Here is a 26441-nt window from a genome sequence, read left to right as displayed (position 1 = left end):
CCTAAAATATAGCCGCCACGCTACTCCTTACCAGTACGGGCACGAGCGTAACCCTGGCGCCAGCCATTCATTAGGGTATTGTAAACTATATTTTTTTAACGCTACATTACTACTTCCTACTTTAAACAATTGTTACATTTTCACATTAATCAATTTTTACATTGATCATTGTTTCCTGCTAATTGTTCATTGAAATCTGCGTTAGGGATTGCAGCGGCATCCTTTTTTAGAGGGTACAGCCCCTAAAAAAGATATAGCGGAAAGCGCGACCCGTTAGGGAAACGCCCATGGTTTTATAAAAATACAACTATTTGATGTAAATACCCCTGCTAAACATAGGAAAAGACCTTTATTACACATTGTATAATCGTATATTATACGCTAATTTTACAGATTAGACCAAACATCTACTACATGTTAAAAACCAAGCTTCTCATAATATTTTTTCTAACTTACATTACCTCATGGGGACAAGAGGCTAAAAATTTAATCCCACTGAAGGTCACTATTGACAACAAGGACATTCTTACCAAAGATATGTTGCAGGACAGTCTTGGCTATATATGGCTTGTACATTCTAGGCGCATGGTAAAATACGACGGGGCTAGCTACATGGATATTCCGTTTGATGCTATTTTCCCATCGAAAAACCACCACCATACCGACTTTATAGAGAAGGCAGAATTGGATGAAAACGGGAAGCTTTGGGTATTGTCCTTAAACGGACGTATAGCGCATCAGAATGACAAAGGAACCTTTACACCATATAACCTCTTTACCCAGAAACAAACATCGCCTTCCAAGAAAATAAACAATATAACAGCCAACTCTAATTATTTGCTCTTTGGCACCGAAGACGGCAAAATTTACTATAAAAAACCTTCAAGCACCCAAATTGATAGTGTTAACCTAGACCAAAACAACACTTCTATCATAAGAGGAATACATGATATTGTAGAAAAGGACGGTATTATTTGGTTTTCTACCAAGAGCGGTAGAATTTATAATTATAATATTAATACTAAAAAGAGCTCGGGCGTTTTGGCCTACGGATACAAGATTAACAAGGCTTATGGCAAAATATGGTTTGCCAATTCGCAAGGCAATCTTTGTAGTTTCACACCCAGCGAAAGTACCGACACCTATCATACCGAGTTGCAATTAAGAAGTATCATTAAGGATATTTATTTTGACAGCAAAGGAAATGTTTGGATTGCCACCGATGGGAACGGAGTTTATCAAATGAATACTAGCACCAAAGAGGTAGCCCACTTCTATAGAAATGAAAACAGTGAGTTTTCCTTGGCCTCTAATACAGTCGTCAAAATTAAAGAAGACAACCATGGCAATATATGGTTGTTTCCCAACAACGAACACTTACAAATACTTCCAAACTCCCTTAGCGGCTTACATTACCATTCTGGTCACGAAGACAACGCCCCAACACGCATCTTGACTATGTATAAAGCTACTAACGACATTCTTTACATAGGTACCGACGGACGGGGTCTTACCCTTCATGACACAAAAAATAACACCACCACGACCTATGATGAAAAAGAAGGTTTTGAAGGAAAGTATATCCAATCCTTAATAGAATTAGATTCTGGAACCTTGTTGGTTGGAACCTACCAACAAGGCTTATGGAAGGTTAATCCGAAAACAAAACGATTAAGCAAATATGATTTGGAAAAGGAACTTGGATATCCGCCAAGTTTTATAGGCCTACTCCATAAGGACTCAAAAAATAGGATTTGGTTGTCGACCGAATCAGGCGTTTTTATATTTGATTATAATATGAATCTAAAAGCCCGCTTTTTTTATGGGGACAATGGGTTAAAGGGCACTACCGCTATGAATATTGCAGAAGACAATAACGGCGGTATTTGGATTAGCATCAGCAATGGTGGCCTATTTAATTTTGTAGAAAACAAGCATGAACTGAGCAGTTCTCAATTTAAAAATATTACCCCTGAGAACAGTAGCTTGAACACTAACCTATATCATTATATCAATGATATGACGGTAGATGACAACAATAATTTGTGGTTTATTGCCAATAGCACCTTAGCCGTTTACGACATAGATACTCAGCTATTTAAAAAATTAGAATTTCCGAACGATTTTAAGGAGATTCGCTTTAGATCAGTTCTTTCTTCGGATACTAATACGCTATGGCTGAGTACTAATGAAGGGATCTTTAAATATAACCCGAACACCCAAAATGTAGAAGAATTTGGTATTGCCGACGGGCTTCAAGGATACAATTTTAGAAGCGGAAGCAGTTACAAAGACAGCGATGGGCTCCTGTATTTTGGAGGCTCTAAAGGATTGAATTATTTTGATGCGCAGCAAATGCAACAAAAAAAGGAATACCCAAAATTATTGATCAATGGCATTGAGGTACTCAATAGACCTGCCGCATCTATTATTCCCGATCAGATAAACAAAAAAATAGAAGATATTGGACATTTAACCTTAGGCCCGTCTCAATCCTCATTTAGCTTTAGGTTTTCTGCCTTGGGAAACACCTTAAAATCGTATTACCAATACGCCTATAAACTTCACGGTTTTGACAAGGAATGGATTTCTTCCAAGAGCAACAATATGGCCACCTACACCAATATACCTCCTGGCCGCTATACTTTTGAAGTGAAGGCCGGGACCAAGAAGGGTCTTTGGGATATTTCTCCAAAAAAAGTAGCGATTGTCATTGAAGCCCCTCTATGGAAGCAAACTTGGGCCTACATTCTTTATTTTATCGTGCTATGCGGGATGCTATATGCGATTACTACTTGGTTGAACCTGAAGAACAAATTTTTGGTTGCTTCTTTAAAAAACAAGCAAAACAAGGAGTTCTATGATATGAAGATGAATTTTTTCTCTAAAATGTCTCATGAAATCCAAACTCCGATCACCCTTATTAGTGCCCCAATAAAGGATATGATTAAAAATGCCAAAGAAAAGGACAGCAACCAGCAGCGACTACAAATGGTTTGGAACAATACCCAAAGGCTCTCAAGGATTGCTGCCGAGCTTACCACGATGAAGAATTATGAATTAGGAAAGCTTCAGCTCAAGGTTACCGAAGGGAATTTAATTGATTTTATAAAGGATATTGCCTATGGGTTTAAGGAACACGCCAAATACAAAGGCATTTCCCTGAAGGAAACCTATGCCGAGCTACCAGAAGCCTTGTGGTTCGATACTCAACGATTAGAGCATATTGTATACAACCTCCTTTCCAATGCGATAAAATTTACGCCAAAAGATGGCTGTATTGACCTGGATGTTTCGATCTGTGAAAAGCGAAAATACATTTTAATAAAAGTTTCCGATAGTGGTCCTGGTATCCCAGAAAAGGATATCGATAAAATCTTCAACCTCTTTTACCAATCTAAAAACGGTAAGGAAATTGGCGGTACCGGCATTGGCCTTGCCTTGGTAAAAGAATTGGCAACACTACATCATGGCGATATTACTGTACATAACAATAGTAGTACCGGCGCTACCTTCACTCTAAAAATTCCGCTTAGCGGCGATGATTACCGAAAGGAAGAAAAGCAGGATGTAACAATACCAGAAGAAGCCCCAATAAGAACACGACCTACTTTGATAGAAAAAAACTCTTCTAAGAAAGAGAAGACCATTGCCATCATAGACGACAACTTGGACATTCAGATTTATTTGAGATCGATATTCGACGATTCGTTTAACCTTATTAGTGCGGATAATGGGCTATTAGGAAAACAGCTTATTGAGGAACATCTCCCAGACCTGGTGATCAGTGATATTATGATGCCTGAAATGACCGGGATTGAACTTTGCCAAGAACTTCAGAAAACGGAAAAAACCAGTCATATCCCAGTGGTCTTATTGACTGCTAAAAGCAGTACGGAAGTTAAAATATCGGGAATGAATGCCGGGGCCATTTCGTATTTACCGAAACCTTTTAACAGGGACGAGCTCTTGCTAAAGGTAGAGAACATTCTGATGCAGCAAGATCGGTTGATGATCAAGTTTAAATCGGATCAACTGGGTTTGCCCAATACCACGGAGGTAGACTCTAAAAGCGATGAGTTTATCAGAAAAATGGTGGATGAAATTGAAAACAATATAGATGACATCAACTTTAAGCTCGAAAATATTTCAGACGCTTTAGGAATGAGCTATTCTGCCCTTTACCGTAAATGTACCCAAATAACGGGGAAAAAACCTGTAGAATTCCTTAGAATGTACCGTTTAAAGAAAGGGGCCATTTTGATCAGCAAATACGATTACCTTGTTTCCGAGGCGGCATACTCTGTTGGTTTTGGGGATACCAAATATTTCTCCAAATGTTTTAAAAAGGAATATGGCATGACCCCTGCTGAATTTAAGAAAGTAGCTCAAAAGGATGATTTGGAGACATTCTTAAAGAAGCATGATTTAAGCTAAGGATGTCATTTTTGGGCTCCTAGCTATCTATAAAAACCAAACCCCATCCTTTTTTTAAGTAGGATGGGATTTGGTTTTTTAAAGAGGTGGACTTTTAGATCCTAGATTTCTTACTGTTTTACATACCTATGCGCCCTCCCAGTTGACAACCGTAATTCTTGGTCTTCCATTTCTAACTTGAATCCGATAACAAAAACCTTGTCCTTAGATTTTTGGACTTTTACTAGAACATCTGTATTAGAAGAAAGTCCAAAATTTTGATTGCCTAGCTCCTTTTTATATTGCCAAGACCAACTTCCCTTTTCTTCTCGCGATGTATTTTTGTTTCCAAAAACCACGGTTGCCGTGGCATCGTCGTGCAAGGTAAAGGCGGTCACGACCTCGTCCTTGGGATGAATTCTTTGAAAAGATTCTGACGAAAAGCGCCAATCTCCGATCATTTGTTCTCTTTGCGTCTTTAGGGAGGTATCTTTTGCTGTTTTGCTTTCTAGGCAAGACACCAGTAGCAGTACGCAGACTAAAGCTGTTATGGTATTTTTTAATTTCATATTTTTTTTAGAGGTTACTATTGGGATGCATACATTAGGTTATAACAGCGCTAGTTATACCACAAGCTAAAACACCCCTAGTTGTATTGGAATAGATTTATATTCATGGGAAACCTCCTAATTTTTGGTCTCCGAGGAAATATCAGATTCCTTTTTTAGGACTTTTCTGCTCACTTTAAAACCAATACCCAAAAAGACTAGAATAATTCCAAAGATCAAATAGTCCCACTCTCCGCCATACCTTACGGAAGGGAAGCCCGAATTTCTTTTGCTTTGGGAAAGTATCACTTTGATAATATTGGCTATCACAAAGCCAAATCCGCCAATAAAAAACAATTTGTTTAATACGATCAGGAGCCCTGAAATATCCTCCCTATTTGTGTCAGTAGTTTTATTAATAAATTTGTCCCTTAAAAAATTCAGTATAGCTAGCAGTAAAGAAAAAATAATTATCACCAGCACTAATTTTACAAAAAGCACATCATACCCATCCATACCGGTCATATTCACATTAAAAGATTGTTGATAATCCATAACAAAGCATTTAAAAATTGTTAATAGGTAGTTATGTTCATAGAAAACTCCCTGTCCATTGCTTTCGAGGGAGTTTTTTTTAGAATGCTAACTGCTCTTAAGATTCAATTATTATCTTTCCTCTTTTATAAGATTCTTTGTCTTCTTTATTTCACATTAAACTGAAAAAGGTCTGAATAGGAAATATTTCCTTGAGCATCCTTTGTTTTTACCTTCCAATAATAATTGGTGGCGGCCTTTACCTCAACGTTTTCTAGTTTAGATCCTGTTAGGTTTTCTTTAAAGAGCTCTGGGGAATCACTTTCTCCAAAATAAAGATCATAGGAGACGATATCCTGATCGACATCGCTCCCACTCCATTCTAAAGCAATCCCCTCCGATGAAAAGGCCAGCTCCTGATTGATTATGGGAGCGACTACCTCTGCTGGAAAGGGAGCATAGGAGGAAGACGCAACACTGGCATTATAAAATTTCCAAACAGGACTCTCGGCTTTTTCCGGAGATCCTTGACTTCTTGAGATAACATACCAAGAATAGGCCACTCCCCTATCTAAATCAAGGGCTACCTCACTTTTAGAAATATTATGTCCTGTTGTTACACCTGTAGACAGGTTTTTTAACTTCAGTTCATACCTATCGGCATGCAAGGCATCTTCCCAATCGAAGGTAACAGTGCTTTTAGTGTCACTTTTTACAACACCTTCGATACATTCCGAATTGTTCAATGGAAAAACCAAAGTGGCAGCTTCAGGACTACCTACCTCTTCTTCTTTAGGTGCATCACCACCTTTACTACATGAAAAGGCAGTAAATATCATCAACAGTGCAATTAACGATTTTTTCATTTTTTAATTATTTTAAAGTTATGTATCCCTTCTTGAGTCGTTAAGCGAACCGAATAAATTCCACTATAAACAAAGGCAACATCGACGCGCAACATACTACTGGTTACTGCCTGGGTTCTGGCAAGAATTAATTTACCCCCATTATCATACATTTGTATCTGTACCATTTTAGACTTGTCTTCTCCTAAATTCATATATAGGTAATCTTCTACCGGATTAGGATAGACCAATATCTCCTTGGCAAGCATGATTTGCTTTTCAAATACTCCCTGACAATCTTTTTCGGTAGTTACCGATATATGGTTGGCACCTTCATCCAAGGCTAGGGTAATCTCATTTTCTGATGTTTCCCAGACTTTTCCATTAATAGACACCTTATAACTAGCACCGTTGTACATTTTTAGGGATATTTCTTTGGTATCTGGATCGTAAAACGACATTACGGCAATATCTTGGGGCTCACTGACAGACACATCATAGCAACGTTTAAAACTAGGCTGACCATCGACGGTAAAGCAAAGCTGATAGGATCCGGCTTTTAAGCCTGCAATCTCCAAAGTCTCCGTAAAGTTATAGGAAGAAGTCTGACCATGGCCTACTACCTTCACTTGGTAGTTTAGGGCTTCCTTGGCAACAATAATTAATTTTCCATTATCGCTAGTTCTACAGGTTTCAGACAGTACTTCTACCATAAAATTGTTCGCCGGAAGCGCAAATAAGGTACAGCCATTTTGATCTACTACAGCGTTCGGTTCAGATTTTGGACATTGGTCGTCAACATCTAAGACACCGTCATTATCGTCATCATCTTCACAGGCGTCTCCTATGCCATCGCCATCAAAATCGGCCTGGTCATCATTATCCATCCCCGGACAATTGTCGGCAAGGCAACCTATAAGGCTTACTTCTGCTATAGAGGCAAAAACTTGCGCATTGACTTCTGACAAGGCTTTTATTCTCATATAACGTCCTTTTACTGGTTCGTCAAAATTGATACGCTGTGGACTGGCATTATTTTCAAAAACTCCGGTATGCACAGCTTCTCCCCAATTATTCTTGTCATAGCTAAAGTAGAGTTCGTACTCTGAAATTCTTCCGTTAGAACCATTGGATCTCGGTAAATAAGTAAATTGACTTATACTGTATATATTCCCAAGGTCAATTTGTAATTCATGCGGGTACGGATCCGTTCCTGTACTCCATCGGGTATGCCATATCGTATTGGGATCATCGTCAAAAGCCATGGTACCCAACCCCGGATAATTTGTTTCCTCACTACTGACATGAACCAGAGACCATTCGTTCTTAGGTAATTCTCCTGGATTGCTACAGTCCGTAATAGAGGGGCAGGTAGTAGTGACTACCATTTCTTTGATGGTCTTGGAATATACTTTTCCGTTTTGGGTGACCGTCATAGTAACATCATAAGCTCCTGGATTCCCCAAAACAACTTTGGGATTCCTACTATTGACATCGCTGATATAAGATGGTGTAGGCGTAATATCCCATTGCCAAGCAGCCCCTTCATGTTTAATCATGGAGTGGTCGTCAAAATTTAGGGTATCTAGCATACAATTACTGTATCCTTTTTCGACCCAGGGGTTTAAAACGGGCTCAAAATTTTGGTCTTGCATATAACTTTCCCATACACCGCCACTACCGGCTACTCTTATTTTTGCATCCCTATAAAAGGGAACTGCTGTAATGACAGAAAAATTATCTGGGAAATTTTTTGAAAACAATTCCCAATCGTTCATTGATGCGGTTCTATAAAATATTTTTGCAGGCACACCATATCCTTTCTTGGTCACCAAATAAACCAAATCTTCGCCCGTAGCACTAGGTTGTATTACAAGGGCCTTGGTATTTAAGTTAACGCTTCCGGTAATATTTTCCCAAGAATCTCCTCCGTTTATAGATTTAAAGACCTTTCCTTTGCTCCCTCCCCATGTTCCATTGGAAAAGGTAGCATAAATCGTATTCTCGTCATATGGGGAAACCACCATACTGATACGCCCTTTCATACCATCGCCTCCATTTTCACTACTAGTAAGTGAAGTTTTATTAGCCCAAGTAAGTCCACCGTCTTCACTTTTGTAAAGCCCGTAATTTTTAACATCGACATACATGACCTTGGGGTTTTTAAAACTCACCTCAACCTGCATGACCAAGCCCGGAAAGCTTTTTAAAGAAGAGAAACTTTCGCCCATATCGGTACTCGTCCAAAGATCGTTCCCTTCTCCAAGGAACAATACCTCATGATAATTAGGATGATGCACTATGCTTCCTCTATTCCCCCCGTACTCGAGCATATTAGGAAACTTAGAAAACAGAAACCTTCCTTCTGGTGCTCCTTCCGCTGTTTTAGGCAGTATCCATCCATTTCCTAGATCGTTAAAGGCGACATGTCTGCTTTTTCCTTGTAACACCCAACCGGTTGGCGATTCGGCCCCTCCCATTCTTAGGGCCTTGTCCCCGTAAAAATCGGCTATAGCAGTATTGCCGTTATGATACCGACCTCCTACAATGATATCTTCGTTCCACCCTTGATCAAATCCCCACATATCCGAGCCTACCATCCCGTTAATTAAAGGCTGAAAATCGGTTTCAAAGGCATCCGTTGAAAAACTTAACCCACCATCGGTAGCCACGTATACAGAGTCATCGGGCATCCAATAGATATCTTGAATATCTGGGTGAATAGAAAAGCGCCCAAAGTACCCCCCGATGGCATCAAAAGAACTTCCGCCATTATTGGTTTTGAACAAGGTTGTTGTTCCCACCATAAATTCGTTTTCATTTAGTGGAGAAACCTCTAGAACAAGATCGTAATATCCCTGACCGTTATTATAAGGAAAGGCCTGGGTATTACATTCTATAACTTTTGTCCACACCCAATCCCCATTGGTTAAAGTCCCTTTATATAGCAAAGGAGAACCTTCGCCGAGCATGGTTGCATATAAAATATTGGTATTGGCTGCCGACATGGCTAGCAATCCGCCCGAATGTTCTTTTAAAGCAGCTGGAAAACTTTCCATTTTAACAAATGTATTTCCCCCATCGGAAGAGGATACCACCTCAAAATTTCCCTGGCCATTTGTTGTCAAACCAAAGATCACATTGCTGTTCCCAGGCATAATCTGAACATCCCAGGCCTTATTAGTCACTTTTTGTGTCCAAGAATTCCCTGCATCTGTACTAACGTATATTCCCTTATTAGAAGAAACTACCAATTTATTAGGGTTATTCTGATCTATAAGGATATGATTTACGTGCATTTCGGTATTCAGTATTGGCAGCCAAGTTTCTCCGCCATCCAAAGTTTTATGTACTTGGTTGTGAGAAGAGGCATATACTAAATTGGCATTGGTAGGGTGTATGGCAATACTGGTTACTCCCGAATGAAAAAGGTAATTTGGCGCCATCAATTTCCATGACTGTCCCTTATCTACAGACTTATTAACAAAGCCAGTTTCTGTACCAACATAAATGATATTGTTATTGGATTTAGCTACGGCTACCGAATATACGTTTACTTGCCAAGGGGCAATCCCTGGTATATTGGGACTATTGGATTCGTTTAACCAATAGGTATTCTTTGGCCCTAAAAAGCTCCAGTTGGCATTGGAGGTATCCGTGCCTTTAAATTGTATGGCTGCGCCTTTATTTGTTAAGGACGATTCATCTTTCTTGGGTAGCTGAATAGTTCCATCGGATTGCACATAATCTGATATTACCCGCCTCCATATCTTATAGTATTTTTCAATAGGGGTTTTCCTTGGATCTGTAGCCTTATAGGCCTTATACCCCTTTTCTATCTCCTGGAAATTAACGGGGTACTCATATAGTTTTTTCGCCCAGTCGGGAAAATTTTCTTGATAATTAGGCTTATAAGTTATGATTATTCCCGGTAATTCGTCGTAGGGAGTAATGGGTATCTGGGCCTTGCTTTCTGGTATAAAACCAAGGAAAGCAATAATAGCTATACCTTTTTTTATTAAAGAAGTTATCGTTTTTTTCACGATTTTATTTTTTAAGGTTGGTTAGGCTTATTTAATAGAGAAAAAAAAGGAATGTATCCCTTGCACAGTAGCACTACCCTAATGTTTTAAATGCTACCCTTAGGAATATCCCCTTACGGCTTCCTGCTAATAAACAGGTATTTACATAGATAATGGCAATCGTGTCCATCTTTCTTTTACCCAATTTATTGTATTCGGGCTCCAGGCCATCATCAATGTATTGTCGTCAATCAATTCAAATTTAAGGATGCTATTTTTTCCATTTAGCATAGGATTTACGGTATGTTGAACGATGTTTTCTACCAAGGTATTCTCTGATGTCACCTTATAGGTTCCATATTGTCCAATTCCGGTGTCTTTTGATGGATTTTCTATTCCCCATGTTATAAAAGTATAATAGGTACCATCTGCATTGATTACCTTATAATTTCCACTTTTTACATCCATAATCTCCCCTGTTCTAGGATTGGTTACCCCTGTCTGTTTCCAGATGCCCACAAGGGTTTTGGAAGCAGGTATATGCACTAGGGAGTTTTGAGCCGATAAAGGCACGGATAAAAAGGTTAATAGAAATAAAATATAGATGTTTCTCATAGGATGATATGATTATTGTATGTAATTAATCGTTTGTTGAAAAAGCAAAATTTTGAATAACCTTCCAATTTATATTCTTACTACTATAATAAGAACACCTAAAACCCTATTCGAAACTTTAAAATGTTTCTTATCCTCTTAATTGAATAGGAAGTATGGTTAGTTTTAATAAAAAAAGGAGGAGGAACTATGCCCTCCCCCTATATTTATTAATAACTATTTACTCAAGTCCGTAGACATTGATCTCTGCCAAGAAGGCATAAAAGTTAGGTCCTTCCAAGGCCACATATTTAAAATACCTAGCTTTTGGGTTTTGGGGCATTGCATATACCTGCCCATCATTAGTTTGCGGATTCATATTGTACGACCCAAGGTCTGTCCAAATTTCGCCATCTAAACTAACTAAGAACTGATGTTTGGTCTGTCCTCGTGAATCTCCTTGTCGTCTAAACACCTCAAAACTTGTGATGGTTTTCTCTGCGCCCATATCGATTACAAAATGATGTGGATAAGGAGGTGCTTGGTTTGACCAATCTGTATGCCAAAACGTAGACAAATCCCCATCTATAGTATGTAAGGCTTTGCGCGTTGGCTCATCAGAAGAATACTCTACTACTGTCCAAGCTGATTTGTCTAGCAATACTGCTGCTTCTGGCGTTACCGTAAACTCCTTTGGTCCAAAAGAGTTACCATATAAATCTGCAATAGTCACTTCTATGATTTGTTCTCCTTCTTCCATTCCCGAAATAACAGCTTCACCATTGATATCGGAAGATGTAACCGTTTGTGTTTTTACGGCTCCGCCAGCGGTAAAACTGAAGGTCAATTGTAAATTCAAGCCATCCGGATTAGACCAAGAAGCCTCTACTCCACCTAGTACACTCGCAAAAGAGATTGTTTCCAAAATGCTTGGTATTGCTGGCAAATCAATGTTTTTCCAATCGGATTCAAATTGATCAATAGAGGTTTCTTCATCTTCTATGGCCTGGGTTGGCACGTAATAGGTACGCACCATAATAGCAGCATCCAGGGATACGTCGGTCAATACGGTCTCACTTTCGTCCTTGACAACCTCAACAATAGTTTCCTCCCCACTGTTATTGGTATAGAATACCTCAGATTTCCTTTGGTATTCGTTACTTAATCCAAAGGTAACGGTCGCATCCCCTTCTGAATAAGAAAAGCTATTGACCGGTCTACTCTCTAGCAGGGACCTATATTTTTCGCCATAGGAAGAGGCAAAAACCGATACAGGAACCGAAATATTCCCGTGTGCATCTCTACTAAACACCTCAAACTCATAGTTCTTCTCCTCTAAGTCGGTCACCATCAAATTTAACTGATCCGTTTCAGCTTCAGATTTTTCATAAGTAAACACCTGTTCGGAGTTTCCTTGATCATAAGAAACTACAATTTCGGATACGCTAAAGGCAGAGGTGATATACCCACTGATCTGCACTCTATTTTTACCCGCCATGGCCGTAACTGAATCTACTTTATTGGTATAAAATGTTTCTCCATCTTTAATGTACTCTTGGTGAACATCGTTCTGGTCTGCACAAGACACGAACATGGCCACCCCAAGTACCCCTAGGAAAAACGATTTACTTTTATTATATATTGTTTTCATTTTTCGTTGGTTTTAGTTTATAATATTTCCCCAAAATGTTATTTCCGATGCATTGATATAACCGGCACCGTCCCAGGTTTCGTGCACTGCAAGTCTGAAATACCTAATTTCTGGTGCTTCATCAAAGGTATATTCGTCCCCTGCGTTTAGGTGATCTATATCCTCATCGGTATTTTGACCTATTGGCAATCCCGATGGCTTAATAGACTCACACTCTCTTAAAAGAATCCAGTTCTCCAGATTTTCAGGATCTGCAGGCAATTCTTTGGCTCCGTAAACGGTATACTTTTTGGGATTTCCATGAGTATAAGCATGCAAGGACCCGTGAGACAATCTTTGATAAAGTGTAAACCTACTCAATTTAACCACCACCCCAAGATCGATAGAAAAGATCTGTGGATTAGGACGATCTCCCTGAGTATGAACGATTGATTTCATATCGTCATCATAGAAATTAGTATAATCTCCTTCCCAGGCATCCCAATTGGTATCATTGGCCAAGATTAATTTTTTGAACTGTTTCTTATCCAAACGCTCTTCAAATAATGGAATGATCATTTTATTAGGCGTAGCAGGATAAATAGTATCCGAAAAATTATCGTACCGATCTCTGATTACTGCCGCAAACTTTTGTTCTACGGACTCATATCCCCTTAATGAAAAACTAGTTTCGGACTGGGAGGTATAAATAGTCCTCACCTCTTCTAGTTCCTTTTTATCGTTTTCGGCAAACAACGAAATAGAAATAGGCGTCTTTTCTTCATTGACCCAATGAAACTTGGCCCCACCAAAATCTTGGGTAATCGCTAGATTTTGTTCAATAATTTTAACTGGAGGTGTCAGCGGATTTCCCGTAAAAGAAACAGGTTTCGAAGCATTTTCCGAACGGTCTACCGCAATGAGAGTAATGGTTTTCTCTTCGGTATCTCCAAACCCTAGGATTTCTATTTTATTGGTATATCCAGAAGACCTAGTTTCTACCTGTTCTCCTTTACTATTGTTATATACTGCTTTCACATATAACAGGTCACTGTCTTTAGGCAGGTCGTAGGTAATACGAAACCCTCCATATACAGGGGTAAATTGCACATTTTCGACCCCCGCGGGAGCTTCCCCATCAATGGTGATGGGTGTATGCTCATAATCTTCTTCACAGGCTACTACCAAGAGCAGGCATACGAATAATAGACTAAATATTTTTTTCATCTCTTTATATTTTTAGTATTTGTTTAAACTTACCATCCTATATTTTGCTCTAGGCTTGGGTTGTTAATAAGTTCGGACTCTCTAATAGGCCACAAATAATCTTTAGTGGTAAAAGAAGGCGTATACAATATTCTTACATTGTAATAATCTTCCACAGATTGTCCTAAGACACTCCACCCCTTTATTGGCTTGTTCATATATACTTCGGCCAATTTCCATCTTCTCAAATCCCAGAACCTAGGACCTTCAAAAGCAAGCTCTATCATACGCTCTCTTTGAATAATCTCGCGCATCCCTTCTTTGGTGGTGGGTTTGTTTGGTTCTAAAGAGAAATCTCTCCAGCTTTCTACCACTCCATTTAATCCGGCTCTTTCTCTAATGGCATCTATATACTGATATACTTCTGCATCAGGGGCAGCCTTCACTTCATTCAATGCTTCGGCATAGTACAAATACAGGTCTGCCAATCTGATAATTGGGAAGGCATACCTGTTAGGACTAAAACTAGTTCCGTTTTTGACCGTTGTTTTTAGGTTGACCAACTTTTTAGGCCAGTAGCCTGTTACGGAATACTGAGAAATTTCAAACACAGAGGCAAATTCTCCTTTCCTACCATGTACGTACCAAGGATCGGTATCTAATTCTCTTCCGTTTCCAAACCAAGTGCCTCTATCAAAAGAAAGGTCGGCATAGAACCTGGTTTCTCTGTTAAAGTTTAGGATAGCCGTTTTTTGTCCTGGCTCGACATGAAAACGATCCTTACTGGTTGCCGATTTTGTTTTATATCTGTTGGCATAGTTGTAGGTTACGTCTTCGTCAATAGGCACCCCATTTTCTGAATAATACATTTCGGCCACTCTAAGCGTAGGCGCATGCCTTGAAGCTACCGGATTGGTGGTATATCCGTACAGTCTTGGCATAGCTTCTGACTGAAGTCCATTAACATTACCCGTATGCCCCCAAATGATTTCCTTGTTCCATCTCTCGGTCACCCTTCCTCTTAAGGCTGCCTTTAAGATGGTAGTATCATTTTGATCAAAAGGATCCTGATAATCATCCTTTGTGTACAATGCAACCCCTGCAGCCTCGGAGATCTCTATTGCTTCTTTAGCTGCCAAGGCCGCTCTTTCCCATTTAGAAGCATCATATTCCAAAGGAAACAAAGCTGCGCCTTCAGAATTGGTCAAACCGCTATATACAGTATTCCCATTAAATAAAGGACTTGCATAGGTCATCAGCACCCTTGCCTTTATAGCTGCAGCCGCAGGTTTGGTGATTCTTCCTAATTCTTCGTCCTCGTATTGTAAGGTCTCTGGCAAAAACTCAATAGCCTCGTCCATTAGTCCTACGATATATTCAAAAGATTCTTCCAGAGTGTTCCTTTCCGAACGAACTGCTTCCGTAGAGGCCGATACCTCTACTGCATCGTCCACAATAATGATTGGCCCATACATCTTTACTAAATAAAAGTGATAGTAAGCTTTCAGAAACTTAACCTCTGCCTTCCATTTATCTTTTAAGTATTGATCCAAACCTGGCACCTCATCTACGTTATCAAGAAAAATATTACACTTTCTTATCCCTTCGTATAAACCACCGTTCCACTTATCAAATCTAGGATTGTTTATATTCTGGAAACCTTGGGCCATCGTAGGGCCATTATAACCTTTAATAGCTTCAGGAAACCAAGTTTCATCGCCTCCCTTAAGGGCCGGGTTATCGTTTACATCCCCAGGACTAGGCAAATAACCATAGCAGTTATACAGAAAATTCTCTGTATTATATCGGTTGGCGAATGCTAATTCTATTGTTGCCAGGTTATCTGGAACAATGTCTAAATAATCTTCCTCGCAAGATGATACCATCCATGCCAAAAGAAAAACAAATACGTATTTATAATTTCTCATATTCTTTTTTTTAAAGTGATATTTGAATACCGGCGTTAAATACTCTTTGGGTAGGATACCCCAAACCGTTACCTGCCATTTCCGGATCCCACAACTTAAACTGACTAATGCTAAACAGGTTATTTCCGGTCACATATATCCGTACTTTTTCCATTCTAAACTTGTTCATTAGTTTTTGAGGCAAGTTATATCCCAATTCAACAGACTTTAATCTTAAAAAAGATCCGTCTTGCATAAAGTAGGTACTCGTCTGGTTGTTGTTATTGTTGGGAGTAGCCGATAAACGTGGCCATTTGGCATAGATGTCCCTATTGGTCTCGGACCAGTGGCTATCTGCCCAAACCTGCAATAATTGGTTGTTACCTTCTGCCCCAAATTGAGTATCTATAAAAGGTGCGGTGTCATAAGGATTTATCCAAAAAGATTCATTGGCAAGTCCTTGGAAAAAGAAAGACAAATCAAAATCCTTAACCCCTCCTGATACACCAAATCCATAAACGATCTCTGGCGTAGTAGGGTTCCCGATAGGCACTTGGTCTAATTGTGAAATTCTACCATCTCCGTTCACATCTTTATATTTAATATCTCCGCCCCCGTACTCTCCAAAAGTTTGTACTGGTGAATTGTTCACTTCCGCTTGGTCTACAAATAGGCGTTCGGCAATATATCCTCTTACCTGGCCTATAGGCAGGCCTACCCATGACTTCCATGGTGTAGCAGAGTAATCTGGCTCCTCCATTTTGGTGATCTCATTGGTAGCATAAGTAAAATTACCCCTTGCTTGCAACCAAGCCCCATTTCCTAAATCTGTAGAATACGTCAGCGTACCATCTATACCTTTACTTTTGGCTTCTCCAATATTAGCTCTTACGCCAGACTCCAAGCCCATATGGGCCAAGATGATCCTATTAGCCAAAATATTGCTTCTTTTTTCCGTAAAGTAATCGGCCTCCAAGCTCCATTTTTCAAATAAGCCAAGTTCCACACCGATATTCAGTTTCTTAGCAAGCTCCCAAGTGATATTCTCATTGGCATATCGTTGAATAGAAACCCCAGATTTGCCATAATCAAAATCAGTACCGGTTACATACCCTCTACCGCTAGTCAAATTTACTTGCGACAGGTAAAAGAAACGGTCGCCAGAACCACCAATATTATCATTACCCACTAGCCCGTAGGTTCCTTTAAGCTTCAAATTGCTCACTACCGGTTTTATGTTTTCAAAGAAATCTTCGTTAGATATAACCCAGCCCAATCCTGCAGAAGGGAAAAATCCCCAACGCTCGTTCTTGGCAAAACGCTCAGAGCCATTGTAACCAAAGTTAAACTCTCCGAAGTATTTATCGCCATACCCCAAGGTGTAACGACCAGCAAGCCCCATGTTTCTGTATGGTAACGATGCCTGTAAATTTCCAGCATTGGAAACCGTTCTATTGTTCATGGTATACACCATCATTCCGGACAGGTCAAAATCTTCGCCTAATTCTTTGTTATATCGTAAAGAAGCTTCTAAATAGGTAGAAGAGGTAACAAACTTTCCTGCCTCATTATAATCCAAATATTCGGTCCCACTTTCCTCGTTCAAAGGCTTTAGGCTTACAACATTGGTTTCTCTATTCAATACTGGCTGATAGTAGTAAGGTCTGTAAGATCTATTGATTGCATTTCCAGACTCTCTATTGGCGTTCACTACAACTTTACCCACCAAGCCTTCGGTGACAAAAGAGAAATCTTGCTCTAATTCAATTTGCGAAATAATTTTAGACGATCCACTTTCTCTATACCCTTTTACCATATCGGCATAAGGGTTGATATAGTTACCATCGCCATAATTACCAAAAAGAACATGGTTGATATAAGAGTTTGTTTCGTCCTTTTCATAATAAGGTCTAAAATACACTGGGTTACTCCTCATCACCTTACGGTACAGTTCTTGACCAGAATCGATAGGACCGGAATAATCATCATAATTCCCGATAAAATTCAATTTCAAGGTCGTTGTTTCGGTCAAATTAATATTGGTATTAGAACGCAACTGAAATTTCTTGTAATCTATGTTATTACTAAAATTGCTTATAGAAGGTACATTAAGTACTCCATTATCTTTAGAGGCGGCTACGGACACATAGTACCTTGCCACTTTACCTCCACCATTAATACTAAAATTGAAGCGCTTGTTTAAGGTACTTTCCTTAAACAACTCTTTTTGCCAATCGGTCGTAGGATATAACAGCGGATTATTTCCAGCAATAGTTTGGTCAATTTTTTCCAATGAATACGGCAAAATCCCTAAAGGATCCCTTGTTCTTACTGCTTCGTTATGAAGTTTCATGTATGTAATAGGATCGGCAAAATCTACATCCTTTGTAGCTCCGGAGGAAGAAAGTTCAAATCTAGCACTAATGCTAGGTGGTCCTTCTGTTCCTTCTTTTGTAGTTACATAGATCACCCCGTTTGCCCCTCTAGCCCCATAAAGAGAGGTAGCTGTTGCATCTTTCATAATAGAAAAAGATTCAATATCATCGGGTTGCAACCTTGCCAAGTCATTGGTCGTCAGTTCTACCCCATCGATCAAGATCAGTGGGCTGTTTCCATACCCAAAGGAAGTAACCCCTCTAATAAAGAACTGGGCATTATCCTGTCCTGGCTCTCCAGTTCTTTGGTATGCAATCATACCAGACACCTTTCCTGCCAAGGCAGTGGTTAGGTTACTGGAAGGAATTTTCAATTCTGCTGGCTTCACAGTGGCGATAGAAGCAACAACACTAGTTTTTTTCTGTTTTCCAAAGCTTACCAGAACAACTTCATCTAGCGCTTCAGCATCTTCGGCCATAACCACATCAATAACGTCACTACTGGCTACCGTAACCCTTTTAGACTTCATCCCTATATAGGAAAACTCTAGAATATCGCCTTCATTGGCCTTGATTTGGTACTCCCCATCAAAGTTGGACTGCACACCTCTTGTAGATCCTAATACCACCACATTTACAAAGGGAAGCACTTCTCCCTTTTCATCTTTAATAGTTCCTTTGATTACTCTTGTCTGTGTAACACTTTCACTCCTACCCTCTACAGGCGATACCGTATCATAGGCCGAGGAAATTTGAATGGACAAGAAAAACAAGGCGGTAAAGAGCGCATGCCCTAACCGTAATTTCCTTTTTGAACGGACACCTTCATGTCCGCTTTCATACAGAATTGTTTTTTGCATCATGTAAATAAGTTTTAGATTATTTTAAGTTAAATTTTAGTTGGTTGAATGTGTTCCTATCGCCACAACAGAAACCACATTTTTAACTTTCGTTAAAATTCTCTAAAAACTAGGTCACCAATAGTGGAAATTATTGCCACTTTAGGGGGTCATTTCTTCTAATCTGTTAATTTTTTAAGTAAATACGGGGCTTTCGAGGGGATACCTCTTTATTACCTTAAAATTAACAACCTATTAATTTTACGTTAAAAGGTCTCAAAAAAAATAGACTTAAAACTAAAATTCAATCCCTCACAACGTTGTTCAACTAATCACTTTACAATATCTTTGCTCTTGTTAAAATGAATCCTATGATTAAAATTACTTTACCCGACGGAACTGTTAAGGAGTTTGCTAAAGGAACAACACCTTTAGAGGTAGCCAAAAGCATAAGCGAAGGCTTGGCAAGAAATATTATTTCTGCAAAATTTAATGGCACCACCGTTGAAACGGTTACCCCTTTAAATGAGGACGGGGCTCTTGTGCTTTTTAGCTGGAACGACAAAGAGGGTAAAACCGCATTTTGGCACTCTACTTCGCACGTCATCGCTCAGGCTTTGGAAGAATTGTATCCCGGCATAAAACTGACCATTGGACCTGCCATCGAAAATGGCTTTTACTATGATGTAGATTTACCTGAAGGAAGTATTTCTGAAAAAGATTTTCAACAGATAGAAAAGAAGGCTTTGGAAATTGCCAGAGGCAAGCACGACTTTAAAATGCGTTCTTCCACCAAAGCAGAAGCCTTAGAATTTTACAAATCCCAGGACAACCAATATAAGGTAGAGCTGATAGAAAACTTAGAGGACGGTACCATTACCTTTTGCGACCACGATACATTTACCGATTTATGTAGAGGTGGGCATATTCCCAATACCGGAATCATCAAAGCTATTAAGGTATTAAGTGTTGCCGGTGCCTATTGGAGAGGTGACGAAAAGAACAACCAATTGACCAGGGTTTATGGAATTTCTTTCCCAAAACAGAAAGAGCTTACCGAGTACTTGGCGTTATTGGAAGAAGCTAAAAAAAGAGACCATAGAAAACTTGGCAAGGAACTAGAGTTGTTTACCTTTTCACAAAAGGTAGGACAAGGTCTTCCCTTGTGGCTTCCTAAAGGAGCTGCCTTAAGGGAAAGGTTAGAGAATTTTTTAAAAAAGGCACAGAAAAAGGCCGGATACGAAATGGTCGTCACCCCACATATCGGTCAAAAGGAACTTTATGTTACTTCGGGCCATTATGCCAAATATGGAGAAGACAGTTTTCAACCTATAAAAACCCCGAAAGAAGACGAGGAGTTTTTATTAAAACCAATGAACTGCCCACACCACTGTGAAATTTATAACACAAAACCCTTTAGCTATAGGGAACTTCCTAAGCGATATGCAGAGTTTGGAACGGTATATCGTTATGAACAAAGTGGTGAATTACACGGTCTTACCAGGGTACGAGGGTTTACTCAGGATGACGCCCATATTTTCTGTACTCCCGACCAATTGGCCGATGAGTTCAAGAATGTTATTGACCTTACCTTATACGTATTGGGATCATTAGGTTTTGAGAACTTTACGGCACAAGTTTCGGTAAGGGATTTAGAAAAACCAGAAAAATATATCGGTTCTGTAGAGAATTGGGAAAAAGCAGAAAGCGCCATTATCAATGCGGCTAAAGAAAAGGGATTGAATTTTGTGATCGAGAGTGGGGAAGCTGCTTTTTACGGTCCAAAATTAGACTTTATGGTCAAGGACGCCTTGGGAAGAAACTGGCAGTTAGGAACCATTCAGGTAGATTACAATTTACCGGAACGTTTTGACCTTACTTATAAGGGAAGCGACAACGAGTTGCACCGCCCAGTAATGATCCATAGGGCTCCTTTTGGAAGCATGGAACGTTTTATTGCCTTACTCCTAGAACACACAGGAGGAAATTTCCCACTGTGGCTAGTGCCAGAACAAGCTATTATACTGCCAGTGAGCGAAAAGCATGAAAAATATGCCGAAAAAGTTTTAATTTCCTTGGAAAATAACGACCTTCGCGCCCAAGTTGATAAGAGAAACGAAACGGTAGGCAAGAAAATCCGAGAAGCAGAAATGAACAAGATTCCATTTATGCTTATTGTAGGAGAGAATGAAGAGAACGAAGGAACCATTTCTATAAGAAGGCACGGAGGCGAAGATTTAGGAGCTTTAACGGTAAAAGCCTTTTCAGAATTGGTCACTAAAGAAATAAATAGTACCTTAAAGTCCTTTTAATAAAAAAATTAAGTTTAATTAAAAACCACAAGTCATAGCAATACGTAAAAGATTCAGACCCCAACCTAGAAGGGAAAATAAAAACCCGCATAATATCAATGAACTGATTTTATCGCCCAAGGTTAGGTTGGTTGGCGACAATGTAGAAGTAGGTGTGTACAGCACAAGGGATGCTTTAGCCAAAGCCCAAGAATTGGAATTGGATTTAGTAGAAATATCCCCTACCGCTGATCCACCAGTTTGTAAAATTATCGATTACAAGAAGTTTCTATACGAGCAGAAGAAACGTGAGAAGGTCATGAAGGCCAAAGCCACCAAGGTAATTGTTAAAGAAATTAGGTTTGGTCCACAAACAGACGAGCATGATTACGAGTTTAAAAAGAAGCACGCGGAGAAATTCCTTAAAGATGGTGCTAAATTAAAAGCTTATGTATTCTTTAAAGGTCGTTCTATTGTGTACAAAGACCAAGGTGAAATTCTTTTACTAAAGTTGGCTTCCGAATTGGAAGATTTGGGTAAGGTAGAACAAATGCCAAAATTGGAAGGAAAGCGTATGACGATGTTCCTTGCTCCTAAGACAAAAAAATAAGATTTATTTTTTATCGGAGTCCTGTACATTAGGCCAAATCAGTTGTTTTATACTCCTGTGACATCTAATTAAGAGAAATACTGAATTACATTCAGCATTAAAAAAAGTAAGCGAGATAACTTAATACATAGGAAGAAAATGCCTAAACAGAAGACAAAATCCAGTGCCAAAAAGCGTTTTAAGCTTACCGGTTCTGGTAAAATCAAAAGAAAGCACGCCTTTAAAAGTCATATTCTTACGAAGAAGTCTAAAAAGCGTAAGCTAGCGTTAACACACTCTACTTTGGTTCACCAAGCAGACGTTAACAGTATTAAAGAACAATTACGTTTAAAGTAATCGTTTTTCGGTAATTATTAACCCTGGAGTTAGGCTTTTACAAAGTATTCAACAGAAGAATCGCCTACTACAAAAAACAATTTAAATTATGCCAAGATCAGTAAATTCAGTTGCTTCAAGAGCTCGTAGAAAAAAAGTAATGAAGCAAGCCAAAGGTTACTTTGGAAGACGTAAAAACGTTTGGACAGTAGCTAAAAATGCGGTTGAAAAAGCAATGTTATATGCTTACAGAGACCGTAGAAACAAGAAAAGAACTTTCCGTTCTTTATGGATTACCCGTATTAATGCTGGTGCCAGATTACACGGATTGTCTTATTCTCAGTTTATGGGTAAAGTAAAAGCCAACAACGTTGAGCTAAACCGTAAGGTTTTAGCCGATTTGGCCATGAACCACCCAGAAGCTTTTAAGGCTATCGTAAACAAAGTAAAATAAATTAATAAACGTATCTCGCTTACTTAAAAGCCTGTTCCTTTTGGAACAGGCTTTTTTTTATCCTAGGATCCCCGCAAGGATGTCTTACTACATTTACTACAAATCAAGCTACAATAGACTTATATGCACCATAGCTCAGAACCAGTTACTGCATATCAGCTCTAAACCCAAAGCCTAACCACAATGGTTATTGATTTTCCGAAAGCGGCACAAATGGAATTTTAGAATCTGTCGCCTTCTAAACCCGTCCAGATTAAAAAGTCGCATTCTATTCAAAACCTAACAAGCAGCAGCGTTTTGCAAAAAAACCGAATGCCGGCCTAAGGCCTTTTTATAACATTCAAAAACCAGTCTTTCACTACTATTCTTAAGCGACTTTAATCTTAGCGATGGCCGCCTTAAACTCCTCCCAATCAATAAGCTCATCGCCGCTAGTATCATATCCCTCTATAAGTTTATTAGCCACCATACCCCGTATAAACCCACTAATTTCGGCTTGTTTTAACAGCGCTACCACCTCACTCTTTTTTAGCTTCCCATCTCCGTTCTCATCAAAAAAATTAAAGGCTTCTTGCGGATCGCTAAAATGATTCGTGACCAGGATCTGAATTTTATTTAATATCTCTTCTTTTGCTCCCATTGTTTTCAAATTTAATAGCTTTTCTAAGATACAAAATTTATATCACCCCTAAATACCAAAACAACTAAGCACAATGTTTCTACCCTGGGCATAATCCCGATGCTCGCATAAATACACCCCTTGCCAAATCCCCATATTGAGGCGGCCATTGGTAATTGGTATATTTAGGGAGCTACCCATCAAGGAAGCTTTTATATGCGCCGGCATATCATCGGGCCCTTCATAATTATGAAGATAATAGGGGGCATTTTCGGGAACCATAACGTTTATGTGACTTTCAAAATCTTCCCGCACCGTAGGATCGGCATTTTCATTGATGGTTAAACTGGCAGAGCTGTGCTTAATAAACAGCTGCAGCGTCCCTGTCCTAATTTTTTTAATTTCAGGAAAGCTTTTTATAAGCTCGTCGGTAATAATATGAAAGCCTCGTGTATAGGCGCGTAATTTTATTTCCTTCTGATAAAAAAGCATAGATTCCATAATTTAATTGTTGTCAAATTTCGTGAATTATTAAGAAATGTGAAACTTTTTACAACTAGGCTTTAAATCAATTAAATACCGATACCTTTGCTGTTAAATTATATGAATATGGACTTATCTAAGGTAAAAATGGTGGTAACGGATATGGACGGCACCTTACTCAACTCTAAACACGAGGTCAGCCCACAATTTTTTTCGTTATTTGAAGAATTAAAGAGGCGCGACATACAATTTGTTGCCGCTAGTGGTCGCCAGTACAATAGTATTGCAGACAAGCTTCACCCTATTAAGGACCAAATAACCATCGTTGCGGAAAATGGCGCCTATGTAAGGCAACAAGAGAAAGAGCTACTAGCTACCCCCTTACCTCCAGAAACCATTGCCAATGCTTTGGCTATATTAAAAGATATTGAAGGGGTACACCCTATACTTTGCGGAAAAACAAATGCCTATCTCAACGGAAATTCGGACCAATTTATAAACAAGCTAAAGGAGTATTATACTGAGTTTACCGTCATAGATGATATTACCCAATTTAAGGGCGAGATCTTAAAGATTGCCATTTATCATTTTGAAAGTTCGGAGAAGTATATCTATCCAGCAGTACAGCATTTAGAGGCCGAATTACAGGTGAAGGTTTCTGGCGCCAATTGGCTAGACCTATCCCATAGGAACGCAAATAAAGGCTATGCCCTGCAGCAATTACAAGATCAGTACAATATTGGCAAAAACGAAACTATGGTCTTTGGCGACTACAACAATGATTTGGAAATGTTGGCGATGGCAGATTTCAGTTATGCCATGGCGAATGCCCATACCAATGTCTTAGAAGTTGCCAATTACACTACTCGCAGTAATGACGACTTTGGTGTTGAATCTGTTCTTGAGGCGCTGATTCATAGCCAACAACTGTAGAGAACGCACTTCTTAAACGACAATACTTTTATGAACAGCCCTTTTTAGGGCTATTTTTAATTCTCCCACCCCTACTGCTATCTCAGCTGCTATATCCCACAATCAAAATGTTAAACTAAAAGAAGAAGTCTGCGCTATTAGTAATCTTATTAGCTTTCGGGATAACTATTTGGGCGTTCCCTCCTTCGTCGGGCGGGCTCTTCGCTATATCCCTCGCTCCGCTACGGGGATGCCGCTGCGATCCCTAACGCGGGAAAATGGCACAATGAGTAGATTTGAAGGTTTTAAAATGAGGCAATGTAAAAGCGTTATGAATGCTACCACAATTTAAAAACGAAGAGAATGCAGGTAACGAGCTCAAATAAAAAAGAAGGAACCTCCTGAGACGAGTAGCTACTAAAATATTAAAATAACCCTCATTGGAAGTCGGGTTATGGCAATATTGTAATCGTAGATAAGATTACCTATAAAACCGGGAGACTTTAGGGGACAGTTCGCAAGTACGGGTGAAGATACCCCAAATTAATAGGACAATGTCTTATGCATGGCCCCTTAGGTCTTTTGCTTCTTTTTCCGTGCCGCCGGAAATAGCACATTATTAAGGATTAACCGATAGCCCGGAGAGGTAGGATGCAGTTCTAGTTCTGTTTTAGGATCACCAACCCTGTGCTGGTAATCTTCCGGGTCGTGACCACCATAAAAGGTAAAAAAACCTTTCCCTTTGATCCCGTGAATATATCGGGCCTCCCCATTTATTTTATTTTCACCCAACACCAATACCGTAGGCTTTATTTCCTCCCTTGTAAAGGCCGTCGTTTGCCCCATAAACCCTTTTACCAAAGCGGTATGGTTTTGACAAAGCATTGTAGGGATAGGATCCCATTTTGCTGAAAAATCCATCAAAGAAAAATAATCTGACTCTTTAGGAACCCTCGATCTTTTATTGGTCATGTCTATGGACGAAAATTCATATTGCAAGGGATTCCGTTCCAAGGTAAAATTTGTGAAGGCAAAAGTACTCTCAAAATCAAGTTTGTTTTGATAATTGGCCTCGGAAGGATCGCCATCGAACATAGGCTCGCATATATCCACACCAGCGGCTGCCAAGGCAATATCAAAACTATCGGTAGCAGAACACATGGCAAACATAAATCCGCCTCCAATCACGTAATTTCTAATTTTCAAGGCAACGTCGCGCTTTTGTTCAGACACCTTGGAATACCCTAATTTGGCCGCCAAGGCTTCAGCATTTCTTTTGCCTTCAATATACCAGGGTGTAGCTCTATACGCGCCATAAAACTTTCCATACTGCCCTGTAAAGTCCTCATGATGCAAGTGCAACCAATCGTACAGCACCAATTTATCTTCTAAAACTTCTTCATCATAGACTTTATCATACGGTATTTCGGCATAGGAGAGCACCATGGTCACGGCATCGTCCCAAGGCTGATTGTCTTTAGGTGAGTAAACAGCTATTCTAGGCGCTTTTTCTAATATTACAGCTTCCTGATTTTTGGATGGACTACTGATACCTTCCAAAATAGACAAGGCCTTGGCATCTGAAATAACTTCAAAAGATACTCCTCTAATTTGGCATTCTTTACGGATACTTTCTCCGTCTGGCAATAAAAACGCCCCACCCCTATAATTTAATAGCCACTGTACTTTTTGTTGTTTGGTAAGTACCCAAAAGGTTATCCCATATGCTTTTAAATGGTTCTTTTGAGATTCGGCATCCATAGGTATAAGGATGTTAGAAGCAAAGCTGCTCCACGAACCCATCAAAAACATCAAGACCAACAACCTCCTATATAGCAGTT

18 protein-coding genes are annotated in these 26441 nt (G+C 39.4%); 6 read left to right on the top strand and 12 right to left on the bottom strand.

The annotated features are described in order from the left end of the window. The first annotated feature begins 414 nt into the window (after positions 1-414). Positions 415-4437: an ATP-binding protein gene (locus tag BUA16_RS11400; RefSeq protein ID WP_072764869.1), complete on the top strand. Its 4023-nt coding sequence runs from the start codon at positions 415-417 to the stop codon at positions 4435-4437. Between the two features lie 110 nt (positions 4438-4547). Here BUA16_RS11400 and BUA16_RS11395 read toward each other — a convergent pair whose 3' ends face one another. The 9 genes from BUA16_RS11395 to BUA16_RS11355 all read right to left on the bottom strand — a co-directional run bounded on the left by BUA16_RS11395 (position 4548) and on the right by BUA16_RS11355 (position 18940). Then, positions 4548-4985, bottom strand: coding sequence for a hypothetical protein (locus BUA16_RS11395; RefSeq protein ID WP_072764868.1), 438 nt, complete (start codon positions 4983-4985; stop codon positions 4548-4550). A 117-nt stretch (positions 4986-5102) separates the two neighbouring features. Beyond that, positions 5103-5519, bottom strand: coding sequence for a hypothetical protein (locus tag BUA16_RS11390; protein ID WP_072764867.1), 417 nt, complete (start codon positions 5517-5519; stop codon positions 5103-5105). 146 nt (positions 5520-5665) lie between these two features. Beyond that, positions 5666-6364 (bottom strand): fibronectin type III domain-containing protein, encoded by a 699-nt coding sequence (locus BUA16_RS11385; RefSeq protein ID WP_072764866.1) that lies wholly within the window; start codon positions 6362-6364, stop codon positions 5666-5668. Beyond that, positions 6361-10386 (bottom strand): discoidin domain-containing protein, encoded by a 4026-nt coding sequence (locus BUA16_RS11380; RefSeq protein WP_072764865.1) that lies wholly within the window; start codon positions 10384-10386, stop codon positions 6361-6363. Before BUA16_RS11380 ends, BUA16_RS11385 begins: the two co-directional genes overlap by 4 nt. Before the next feature lie 141 nt (positions 10387-10527). Further along, positions 10528-10980 (bottom strand): DUF4488 domain-containing protein, encoded by a 453-nt coding sequence (locus tag BUA16_RS11375; protein WP_072764864.1) that lies wholly within the window; start codon positions 10978-10980, stop codon positions 10528-10530. Between the two features lie 220 nt (positions 10981-11200). Continuing rightward, positions 11201-12610, bottom strand: a complete 1410-nt coding sequence (locus BUA16_RS11370; RefSeq protein WP_072764863.1) for a DUF4998 domain-containing protein — start codon at positions 12608-12610, stop codon at positions 11201-11203. Positions 12611-12622: 12 nt separating this feature from the next. Continuing rightward, positions 12623-13816 (bottom strand): DUF5000 domain-containing lipoprotein, encoded by a 1194-nt coding sequence (locus tag BUA16_RS11365; protein ID WP_072764862.1) that lies wholly within the window; start codon positions 13814-13816, stop codon positions 12623-12625. A gap of 29 nt (positions 13817-13845) precedes the next feature. Beyond that, positions 13846-15723, bottom strand: coding sequence for a RagB/SusD family nutrient uptake outer membrane protein (locus BUA16_RS11360; protein WP_072764861.1), 1878 nt, complete (start codon positions 15721-15723; stop codon positions 13846-13848). Between the two features lie 10 nt (positions 15724-15733). Then, the gene (locus BUA16_RS11355; protein ID WP_245795554.1) at positions 15734-18940 is read right to left on the bottom strand and encodes a SusC/RagA family TonB-linked outer membrane protein; all 3207 of its coding nucleotides are present in this window, start codon (positions 18938-18940) and stop codon (positions 15734-15736) included. Between the two features lie 347 nt (positions 18941-19287). Between BUA16_RS11355 and thrS the strand changes: the two genes are divergently transcribed. The 4 genes from thrS (at position 19288) to rplT (ending at position 22586) form a co-directional block, all read left to right on the top strand. After that, complete coding sequence (gene thrS, locus BUA16_RS11350) at positions 19288-21228, top strand: threonine--tRNA ligase (protein ID WP_072764880.1); 1941 nt, start codon at positions 19288-19290, stop codon at positions 21226-21228. A gap of 34 nt (positions 21229-21262) precedes the next feature. Then, positions 21263-21817: a translation initiation factor IF-3 gene (gene infC, locus BUA16_RS11345; protein WP_084668487.1), complete on the top strand. Its 555-nt coding sequence runs from the start codon at positions 21263-21265 to the stop codon at positions 21815-21817. 138 nt (positions 21818-21955) lie between these two features. Further along, the gene (gene rpmI / locus BUA16_RS11340; RefSeq protein ID WP_072764859.1) at positions 21956-22153 is read left to right on the top strand and encodes a 50S ribosomal protein L35; all 198 of its coding nucleotides are present in this window, start codon (positions 21956-21958) and stop codon (positions 22151-22153) included. A gap of 88 nt (positions 22154-22241) precedes the next feature. Further along, positions 22242-22586, top strand: coding sequence for a 50S ribosomal protein L20 (rplT, locus tag BUA16_RS11335; protein ID WP_072764858.1), 345 nt, complete (start codon positions 22242-22244; stop codon positions 22584-22586). 367 nt (positions 22587-22953) lie between these two features. On the opposite strand, the gene BUA16_RS11330 is transcribed toward rplT, so the two are convergent. Both BUA16_RS11330 and BUA16_RS11325 read right to left on the bottom strand, forming a co-directional pair. Further along, positions 22954-23226, bottom strand: coding sequence for an EF-hand domain-containing protein (locus tag BUA16_RS11330; RefSeq protein WP_072764857.1), 273 nt, complete (start codon positions 23224-23226; stop codon positions 22954-22956). 48 nt (positions 23227-23274) lie between these two features. Further along, positions 23275-23697, bottom strand: coding sequence for a secondary thiamine-phosphate synthase enzyme YjbQ (locus BUA16_RS11325; RefSeq protein ID WP_072764879.1), 423 nt, complete (start codon positions 23695-23697; stop codon positions 23275-23277). Positions 23698-23814: 117 nt separating this feature from the next. Between BUA16_RS11325 and BUA16_RS11320 the strand changes: the two genes are divergently transcribed. Further along, positions 23815-24621, top strand: a complete 807-nt coding sequence (locus BUA16_RS11320) for an HAD family hydrolase (protein WP_072764878.1) — start codon at positions 23815-23817, stop codon at positions 24619-24621. 552 nt (positions 24622-25173) lie between these two features. Here BUA16_RS11320 and BUA16_RS11315 read toward each other — a convergent pair. Further along, positions 25174-26412: an asparagine synthetase B gene (locus BUA16_RS11315; RefSeq protein WP_072764856.1), complete on the bottom strand. Its 1239-nt coding sequence runs from the start codon at positions 26410-26412 to the stop codon at positions 25174-25176. Positions 26413-26441: the final 29 nt, after the last annotated feature.

The sequence above is a fragment of the Arenibacter nanhaiticus genome, assembly GCF_900141935.1.
Lineage (GTDB): Bacteria > Bacteroidota > Bacteroidia > Flavobacteriales > Flavobacteriaceae > Arenibacter > Arenibacter nanhaiticus.
Note: the sequence above shows the minus strand (reverse complement) of the source record. Positions and strands in the feature narration are given on the sequence as shown.